Annotated in this window: 5 protein-coding genes; 4 read left to right on the top strand and 1 reads right to left on the bottom strand. The window is 62.2% G+C overall.

All coding sequences use genetic code 11. The annotated features are described in order from the left end of the window. The 4 genes from pvdN to V8J63_RS07085 form a co-directional block, all read left to right on the top strand. Nucleotides 1-1,249: pyoverdine-tailoring periplasmic protein PvdN (gene pvdN, locus V8J63_RS07100; protein WP_336463823.1), on the top strand; the 1,249-nt coding region annotated here is incomplete at its 5' end. A 36-nt stretch (nucleotides 1,250-1,285) separates the two neighbouring features. Further along, on the top strand, nucleotides 1,286-2,173 hold the full coding sequence (gene pvdO / locus V8J63_RS07095) for a dihydropyoverdine dehydrogenase (protein ID WP_336463822.1): 888 nt from the start codon (nucleotides 1,286-1,288) through the stop codon (nucleotides 2,171-2,173). Nucleotides 2,174-2,285: 112 nt separating this feature from the next. After that, nucleotides 2,286-3,935, top strand: a complete 1,650-nt coding sequence (locus V8J63_RS07090; protein WP_122610322.1) for a cyclic peptide export ABC transporter — start codon at nucleotides 2,286-2,288, stop codon at nucleotides 3,933-3,935. Between the two features lie 115 nt (nucleotides 3,936-4,050). Then, on the top strand, nucleotides 4,051-6,534 hold the full coding sequence (locus V8J63_RS07085; protein WP_177433363.1) for a TonB-dependent siderophore receptor: 2,484 nt from the start codon (nucleotides 4,051-4,053) through the stop codon (nucleotides 6,532-6,534). A gap of 807 nt (nucleotides 6,535-7,341) precedes the next feature. Here V8J63_RS07085 and V8J63_RS07080 read toward each other — a convergent pair. Continuing rightward, a complete protein-coding gene (locus V8J63_RS07080) occupies nucleotides 7,342-8,298 on the bottom strand; it encodes an alpha/beta hydrolase (RefSeq protein WP_336463821.1) in 957 nt (318 codons plus the stop codon). Between the last annotated feature and the right edge of the window lie 6 nt (nucleotides 8,299-8,304).

Genomic DNA, 8,304 nt, shown 5'->3' with positions numbered 1-8,304 from the left:
GCTCGCCGCCGCCCTGCCCCTGGGCGCCAGCCTGAGTGCATCGGCGGCCATCGCTGCCGCGCCGACTGCGTCGCGGGACAAATGGGCGCAGTTGCGTCAGTTGTTCGATCAGGATCCCCAAGCCATCCACTTCGCCAATTTCCTCGTCACCTCGCATCCGAAACCGGTGCGCGAAGCGATCGAGCGCCATCGCGCGGCGCTGGATCTGAATCCAGGTCTGGCGATGGATTGGGATCTGGGCGTCACCGAGAAGCGCGAAGAAAATGTGCGCCACTGGGCCGGCCAGTACCTGCAAGCCAAACCGGCGCAGATCGCCCTGACCGGCAGCACCACCGAAGGCCTGGCGATGATCTACGGCAGCGTGCAGGTGCGCGCGGATCAGGAAATTCTCACCACGGTTCACGAACATTATTCGACGCGCAACATCCTCGATTTCCGCAGCCGGCGTGACGGCACGCGCGTGCGCAAACTCAAGCTGTTCGAAAACCCGCAGAGCATTTCTCTGGATCAGGTGCTCGACACGATCAATCGCAATATCCGCCCCGAAACCCGCGTGCTGGGCATGACCTGGGTGCATTCGGGCAGCGGCGTGAAGCTGCCGATCAGCGAGATCTCGCGGCTGGTCGATGAGCACAACCGTCAGCGCGAGGACCAGGATCGACTGATCTACGTGGTTGATGGCGTGCACGGTTTTGGCGTCGACGACTTGAGTTTCCCGCAGATGAACTGCGACTTTTTCATCGCCGGCACGCACAAGTGGATGTTCGGCCCGCGCGGCACCGGCATCGTCTGCAGCCGCACCGAAGAACTGAAATACGTCAGCCCCAGCGTGCCGACCTTCTCCGAGGCCACGGCGTTCTCGACCATCATGACCCCGGGCGGCTACCACGCTTTCGAGCATCGCTGGGCGCTGGACGAAGCCTTCAAGTTGCACCTGCAACTGGGCAAGGCCGAAGTGCAGACGCGCATTCATCAGCTCAACAGTTACCTCAAGCAACGCTTGCAGGAGCACCGCAACATCGAGTTGGTGACCCCGCTCGACTCGCAGTTCTCCGCCGGTTTCACCTTCTTCCGGATCAAGGGCCAGGACAGCGACGCAGTGGCGGCCTGGCTAATGCAGAACCGGGTGATCTGCGACGCGGTCAGCCGCGACGTCGGGCCGGTGATTCGCACCGCACCGGGCTTGCTCAACAGCGAAGCCGAAGTGGATCGCTTCATGGACATCCTCGGCACCAAGCTGCGTGCCTGACCCTCGACTGCCGTTTTCCTTTCAAAGAGACGACCCATGAAAAAGCCTCACGCGTCACTCCTCTCCAAAGCCCTGCCCGCACTGGCGCTAAGCGCCCTCTGCGCTGCGCTGTTGCCCGGCAGCGCGCTGGCGGCGACCGCGCCTGCTGCGGGCAAAGTGTTCAAGGATTGCAAGGACTGCCCGGAAATGGTCGAGTTGCCAACCGGCAGCTACACCATGGGCACGCCGGATGATGAAGTCGGCCGGCAGCCGGACGAAGGCCCGCTGCACACGGTGACGTTCAGCAAACCGTTCGCTATCAGCCGCTCACAGGTGCTGGTGGGCGAATGGGACGCCTACGTGCGCGAGACCGGCAACAAACCTTACGACTTCGATGACCGCCCCGGCCGCCGCTGCACCGCCGGCAAACCGGAATTCAAACAGACGCCCCGCGACCCGGCCGTGTGCATGAACGTCGCCGAAGCCCAGGGCTACATCGACTGGCTGTCAAAAAAGACCGGCCACGCCTATCGCCTGCAAAGCGAATCGATCCGCGAATACGCCGCCCGTGGCGGCAGCACCGGGCCTTTCCCCTTCCCGTTCGATGAGGGCAAGGATTACCAGATCTCCAAACACGCCAACACCTACGGCGCGGCCGATGGCTACAACTTCACCTCGCCGGCCGGCACCTTCCCGGCCAACGCGTTTGGTGTGTTCGACGCCCACGGCAACGTCTACGAATGGACCGCCGACTGCTACCACCCGGACTACTCCGGCGTGCCCGCCGACGGTCGCCCATGGACCCAGGAAAACTGCGAACGCCAGGTCATGCGCGGCAACGACTGGGGCGAAGCGCCGATCTTCTCGCGCTCGGGCAACCGCAACAGCAGCTGGCCGACCAGCAAGGGCGACTGGCTGGGCTTTCGCGTAGTACGCGACCTCTGACACCACTGCCCTCGACGAGCGCAGCCACGCCTGCGCTCGGTTAAAGAAACTCCGCGACCATTCGTTTTCCTTAAGTACCGGCACTCCCTCCGCATCGAAGCAGGAATCCTCCATGACCAAGCCTACGCGTGGGGCGATCAACGAATTGTTCGCCCTGCTCAAGCCCTTCCGCCTGATCGTCTCGGCGTCCATCGTGCTCGGCATGCTCGGCGGCCTGAGCGTCACCGTGCTGCTGGCGACCATCAACAACGCCCTGCATTCCGATGACGGCCTGACCCGCACGGTGGTGATGATCTTCGCCGGCCTCTGTGCCCTGGCCCTGCTGACCACGATCCTGTCGGACATCGGCACCAACTACGTCGGCCAGCACATCATCGCCAAACTGCGCAAAGAGCTGGGGGAGAAAGTCCTGTCGGCGCCGATCGACCAGATCGAACGCTATCGCAGCCATCGCCTGATTCCGGTGCTGACCCACGACGTCGATACCATCAGCGACTTCGCCTTCGCCTTCGCGCCCCTGGCGATCTCCATGACCGTGACCCTTGGTTGTCTCGGCTATCTGGCCATGCTGTCGTGGCCGATGTTCCTGATGATGCTGGTGGCCATCGCCATCGGCACCACCATCCAGGCCATCGCCCGGGCCAAAGGCATGCGCGGTTTCTACGCCGCCCGCGATTCCGAAGACGAACTGCAGAAGCACTACAACGCAATTGCCGAAGGCGCCAAGGAACTGCGCATTCACCGCCCGCGTCGCCAGCGCATGTTCGTCGCCGGCATTCAGAAAACCGCCGAGAAAATCTGCGACACCCAGATCAGATCGATCAACACCTTCGTCATCGCCAAGTCGTTTGGCTCGATGCTGTTCTTCGTGGTCATCGGCATGGCCCTGGCCCTGCAATCGCTGTGGCCGAGTGCCGACAAAGCGGTGATGAGCGGTTTCGTTCTGGTGCTGCTGTACATGAAGGGGCCGCTGGAACACCTGATCAGCACCCTGCCGATCATCAGTCGCGCACAGATTGCCTTCCGTCGCATTGCCGAACTGAGCGAACAGTTCTCTTCACCGGAACCGCACCTGTTGCTGCAGGATCAGGGCAGCAAGCCGGCCGCCGTCAACAGCCTGGAACTGCGCAACGTGCGCTACGCCTTCCCGCCCGTCGAAGGCAGCGAACCGTTCCGCCTCGGCCCGGTGAACCTTCGTATCGAACAGGGCGACATCGTGTTCATCGTCGGTGAGAACGGCTGCGGCAAAACCACGCTGATCAAACTGTTGCTGGGGCTGTATGCGCCGACCGAGGGCGAAATTCGCGTTAACGACAAGCCGATCACTGCGGTCAACCGCGACGATTACCGGCAGAACTTCACCACGATCTTCGCCGACTACTACCTGTTCGATGATCTGGTTCAAGGCGATCGTGAAGTGCCGCAGGATGCCACCCGCTACCTCGAACGTCTGGAGATCGCGCACAAGGTCAGCGTGCGTGACGGCGCCTTCAGCACCACCGACCTGTCCACCGGTCAGCGCAAACGCCTGGCACTGGTCAACGCCTGGCTCGAAGAGCGCCCGGTGCTGGTGTTCGATGAATGGGCGGCGGATCAGGACCCGACCTTCCGGCGGATTTTCTATACCGAGCTGCTGCCCGACCTCAAGCGCCTGGGCAAAACCATCATCGTGATTTCCCACGACGACCGTTACTTCGACGTCGCCGACCAACTGGTGCGCATGGAGGCCGGCAAGGTCAGAAGCGAACTGCAAACCGCTTGATCGAGGCAGCCGCGACCGGGCCGGAGAAAAAACTTTTCCGGTTTGCCGCGGCTTCCTCGTCTTAATGAGATGAATAAGAACCATTAACAACTATACCTGCCAAGGTCTTAACCTCATGTCCGCATCCCGTTTCATGCTTCGCCCTCTGACTCGAGCCCTGCTGATGCACGGCGCGACCCGCACACGCCTGGCCGGTAGCGGCCTGGGTCTGGCACTGACCCTCGCGGCAGCGCCGTATGTCCAGGCCCAGGAATGGACCCTGAACATCCCGGCCCAACCGCTGGCCCAGGCCCTGCAAACCCTCGGTCAGCAGACCAGCCTGCAAATCGTCTACAGCCCGGAAAGCCTGCAAGGCCTGCGCTCCAGCGCCCTCAACGGCCGCTACCAGGATGACGAGTCGCTGAAAGCCATGCTCAGCGGCACCGGCATTCGCTATCAGCGTGACGGCAACACCGTCACCGTGCTCGGCCCGGCCACCGGCGGCAGTGCGATGGAACTGGCGCCGACCAACGTCAACGCCAACCGCCTCGGCGCCACCACCGAAGGCAGCAACTCCTACACCACCGGCGGCGTGACCATCGGCAAAGGCGTGCACTCGCTGAAGGAAACGCCGCAGTCGGTCACGGTGATGACCCGCAAGATGCTCGACGACCAGAACCTCAACACCATCGAACAGGTGATGGAGAAGACCCCGGGCATCACCGTCTACGACTCGCCAATGGGCGGCAAGTACTTCTACTCGCGCGGTTTCCGCATGACCGGCCAGTACCAGTACGACGGCGTGCCGCTGGACATCGGCAGCAGCTACGTGCAGGCGGACAGCTTCAACAGCGACATGGCCATCTATGACCGCGTGGAAATCCTTCGCGGCGCGGCCGGCATGATGAAGGGCGCGGGCGGCACCGCCGGCGGCGTCAACTTCGTGCGCAAGCGCGGCCAGGACACCCCGCACACGCAGCTGTCGCTATCGGCCGGGACCTGGGACAACTATCGCGGCCAGGTCGACACCGGCGGCCCGCTGAACGACGCCGGCACTGTCCGTGGCCGCGCCGTGGTGACGCAGCAGACCCGTAAGTATTTCTACGACGTGGCTGAACGCCGTGATCAGATCTACTACGGCGCCCTGGACTTCGACCTCAGCCCCGACACCACCCTCGGTCTGGGCATGGCCTATGAAGACGTCGACGCCACCCCGTGCTGGGGCGGCCTGCCGCGCTACGCCGACGGCTCCGACCTGCACCTGAAACGCTCCACCTGCCTGAACACCTCGTGGAACAACCAGCGCAGCAAACGCGCCACCTACTTCGCCGACGTCAAACACCAGTTCAACGATGACTGGTCGCTGAAAGTCGCCGGTGTCTACTCGCGCAACACTCAGGACATGGAATATTCCTTCCCGAGCGGCACAGTGCCGTTGGGCGCCACCGCCACCAATACGCTGATGCTCGGCAGTACCTATGACTACGACCAGCGCGACTACGGTTTCGATGCTTACGTCGACGGCAAATTCGACGCCTTCGGCCAGCAGCACGAACTGATCGTCGGCGCCAACGCCAGCCGTTCGCACAAGGACGACTTCTACGCAGTGGCGGCATTGCCACAGCGTCAGAACGTGTTCAACCCGAACCACAACATCCCGCAGCCGGATGAAAGCTACTACCTGGCCAACGCCTCCCGTGGCGGCCCGGTGGACATGCACATCAAGCAATACGGCGCTTACTCGATCGCCCGCCTGAAACTCGCCGACCCGATGACCCTGGTACTCGGCAGCCGGGTCAGCTGGTACAAATCCGACACCGACTCGGTGCAGTACTTCCGTGGCGAAGGCACCGAGGTCAACACCCAGTCCACCGAAACCGGCCAGGTCACGCCATTCGCCGGCCTGCTCTACGACCTCAACGACAACCTGACCGCCTACGCCAGCTACACCGACATCTTCACCCCGCAAGGCTCGTACAAAACCATCGACGGCAGCACGCTCAAGCCGCTGATTGGCCAGAGCTACGAATTGGGGATCAAGGGTGAGTGGTACGACGGTCGCTTGAACACCACGTTCAACCTGTTCCGCACCATCCAGAAAGACGCGGCCCAGGATGACCTGCGGTGCGAAGACAGCTCCTGCCAGATCAACTCGGGCAAGGTCCGCGCCCAGGGCTTTGAAGCTGAAGTCAGCGGTGAAGTGATCGACCGCCTGCAATTGCTGGCCGGTTATACCTACACCCAGACCAAAGTACTGGAAGACGCCGATGCTACTCAGGATGGCGCGGTCTACAACTCCTACGTGCCGCGTCACCTGTTGCGCGTCTGGGGTGATTACGCCCTGAGCGGACCGCTGGACCGTGTGACCATTGGTGCGGGTGTCAATGCACAGACGGGCACCTACCGCGTTTCGCCTCTGGGCGGGGACAATGTCGATGGCGCGGGTTATGCGGTCTGGAACGGTCGCATCGGTTATCGGATCGATGACACCTGGTCGGTGGCGTTGAACGGCAATAACCTGTTCGACAAGCGTTATTACGCGACCATTGGTACCGAGGGGTTCGGTAACTTCTACGGGGATCCGCGCAATTTTGTGATGTCGGTGAAGGCTGATTTCTGATTGGTCTGATGTTGTTTAGAAGCCCCGCTTTGGCGGGGCTTTTTGGTTTTTGGGATTGGGGGCATATCCGTTGCTGCGGGGCTGCCACTGGCGGTTTCGCTCTTACAGCGAGTCACCTTTTCCAAACGCCGGAGTGCCGGCCCGGCGAAAAGGTAACCCAAAAGGCTTTGCCCCGGCGTACGGCCCGCTCGCTAAAGCTCGGAGTACCTTCGTTACGGGACCGATCCGGGCGCAGCCTGCCGAAGGGGCAAAAGATCAAGAGCCAGAGCAAAAGCCCTTCACCCTAGCCCTCTCCCGGAGGGAGAGGGGACTGACCGAGGTGTTCAGGCGAAATACGCCGACTTGCGATATCGAGTCGAATGCAGATTCTGAAAAGCCCGCAAATCGGCTCCCTCTCCCTCGGGAGAGGGCTGGGCGGGCGGCGTTCCGATGAGGGGCGAATCCAACACAGATCCAAAGCAGACCACACGCTTTTCACCACTCAACAATGAGCGTTAGCTCGAGTGCTTTTGATCTTGATCCACCGGCGACGTCGGAAGGCTGAGTGGAGGGATTGATCCGGGGGTGGGAGCGCAGCGACCGTCTGGCGCAGCCAGACACAGCGGAAGGAGGTGCAGCGAAGCAAACCGTAGCCGCTGCGCCCGGATCAGTCCCGGAGCGAAGGAACCCGAGCCTGCGAGGGCCGAACGTAGGAGCAAGCCTTTTGGGTTACCTTTTTGCTGGGCCGGCACTCCGGCGTTTGAAAAAGGTGACCCGCCGTAAGGGCGGAACCGTAATCAGCAACACCCGCAGAAACGGATATGCACACTAAACCAGAGCCCGCGCAAGCGCCCCACCCACCCTCGAATAAACCTCCAGAACCCCAGGCACCACCGCCCCCAACCGCAACAAATCATGAGTCAGCCCGGCACAAACCTCGACATCGACCTCAACCCCCTGCCCGCGCAGCCTGTCGACATAAGCCTGCCCCTCATCCAGCAACGGATCAAACCCGGCCAATACCACAATAGCCGGCGCAACCCCGCGCAGATCCTCCGCCAGCAACGGCGAAAAGCGCCAATCCAGATAATCCTCCGGCCCTCGCGCATAGTGCTGATAAAACCACTCCAGCGTGTCGTTCTCGAGCAGGTACCCCTCACCAAACAACAGCCGCGAATCATGCACCCGCGAAGCATCCGTCACCGGATAACACAACAACTGCGCCTTCGGCGCGATAGCCACCGTGTGCGGCTGCCGCACAGCCTGAATCGCCAGCACCGTTGCCAACGTGGCACCCGCGCTATCACCGCCAAACGCAACGCGCGAACCATCCAGGCCGAGGCTCGCAGCCTGTTCGGCCAGCCAGGCCAAAGCGTCCTCGCCATCCTCCAGCGCCGTCGGAAAGCGATGCTCCGGCGCCAGTCGATAACCGACCGAAAGCACCGCACACGGCGTGCGCTGGCAAAACTCGCGGCAGACACCGTCGTGGGAATCCAGACTGCCAACGACAAATCCGCCACCGTGGAAATACACCAGCACCGGCAGCGGCGATTCAATACCGTTGGGCCGATACAAACGTAACGCCAGCGCCGCACCGTCACGGGCCTGTGTTTCGATCTTGGTGACTTCAAGATCCTGCGGCGCCGGCCAGCGCAGTTGCGCGGTGGTCTGTTCGAAGGTGGCGCGGGCCTCGCTCGGGGTCAGTTGGTGCATGGCCGGCAGGCCGGCGTCCTGGCTGTCTTGAGCGAGGTCGAGAAAAGCTTCCAGATCAGGGTGTAACGACATCGTTGA

This window comes from Pseudomonas sp. CCNWLW23, from assembly GCF_037095675.1.
GTDB classification, from domain to species: Bacteria; Pseudomonadota; Gammaproteobacteria; order Pseudomonadales; family Pseudomonadaceae; genus Aquipseudomonas; species Aquipseudomonas atacamensis.
This window is presented reverse-complemented; position numbering and strand designations above follow the sequence as displayed.